The following is a 1,232-nucleotide window of genomic DNA, read 5'->3' on the forward strand; positions in this document are numbered from 1 at the left end:
TGACCTCTCCCCGTAAAACTAGGCCAAGCTAAAGTATAGAAAATCAAGCACTTGTCGTACCTTAAAAGACCAGGACAATTGCCATGAAAAAGACCAAGTTTACCGAGGCCCAAATCGTGTTCGCCCTGCGCCAGGCGGACACGGGTGTGACTGTAGCCGAGGTATGCCGCAAGATGGGCATCAGCGAAGCGACCTACTATAACTGGAAGAAAAAGTACGGGGGCTTGGGCGTGCCGGAACTGCGCCGGCTCAAACAGTTAGAAGAGGAAAACCAGCACCTCAAACAACTGGTAGCCGACCTGAGCCTGGACAAGCAGATGCTGCAGGACGTGCTCAAAAAAAAGTTCTGAAGCCCGTGCAGCGTCGACACGCGGCTCACCACTTGATTGACGCCTACCGCATCTCGGCTCGGCGAGCTTGCCGAGTTATTGGCTTGCAGCGCGCCAGCTTCGCTTATCAAGCGCATGGCCGAGATGATACGGTCCTGCGCCAGCGCTTGCGCGAGTTGGCCCAAGTACGGGTGCGCTACGGCAGTCAGCGTCTCTACACCCTACTACGTCGGGAGGGCTGGCCGGACAACCACAAACGCGTCCATCGGCTGTACTGCTTGGAGGGCTTGAACTTACGCAGTAAGCGCCCGCGGCGCAATCGCGCGGCTGCGCACCGACTAGAGCGGCTTCCGCTGGGGCGTCTGCACCAGTGTTGGAGTATGGACTTCGTGGTGGATAACCTCTTCGATGGCCGTAAGATCCGGGCCTTAACGATAGTCGATAATTTTAGTCGCCAGTGCTTGGCCATTCACGTTGGCCAGTCGCTCAAAGGCGAAGACGTGGTCGCCGTGATGACGCGCTTGCAGCAGGAGCTAGGCCTCGTGCCCGAGCGCATTCAGGTCGACAATGGCAGCGAGTTTATCAGCAAGGCGCTTGACCGCTGGGCCTATGACCAGCACGTGACGCTCGACTTCTCGCGCCCCGGCAAACCGACTGACAACCCGTATATTGAGTCGTTTAACGGCAGCTTCCGTGACGAGTGCTTGAACGTGCACTGGTTCCTGTCGCTGGCCGATGCGCAGGAAAAAATCGAGCACTGGCGCCAAGAGTACAATGGCTTCCGGCCGCACAGCTCGTTACAGAATTTAACGCCCGATGAGGTAGTAGCTGCCGCCACTACGGTCGAGCTTCAAAACGCCTGATGCTCTACTTCTAGCGGGCTCAGTAAATGGGAGGAGGTCA

Annotated in this window: 1 protein-coding gene; it reads left to right on the top strand. The window is 57.4% G+C overall.

The features are described 5' to 3' along the window. The first annotated feature begins 83 nt into the window (after positions 1-83). Positions 84-1,192, top strand: a protein-coding gene (locus IEX74_RS23035) for an IS3 family transposase (protein WP_373285596.1) whose coding sequence is annotated in 2 segments (ribosomal slippage) — positions 84-339 and positions 339-1,192 — 1,110 coding nt in all. Because the reading frame shifts where the segments join, the coding sequence is not laid out codon by codon here. Positions 1,193-1,232 lie beyond the last annotated feature (40 nt).

The organism is Hymenobacter cavernae (assembly GCF_014641455.1).
GTDB classification, from domain to species: domain Bacteria; phylum Bacteroidota; class Bacteroidia; order Cytophagales; family Hymenobacteraceae; genus Hymenobacter; species Hymenobacter cavernae.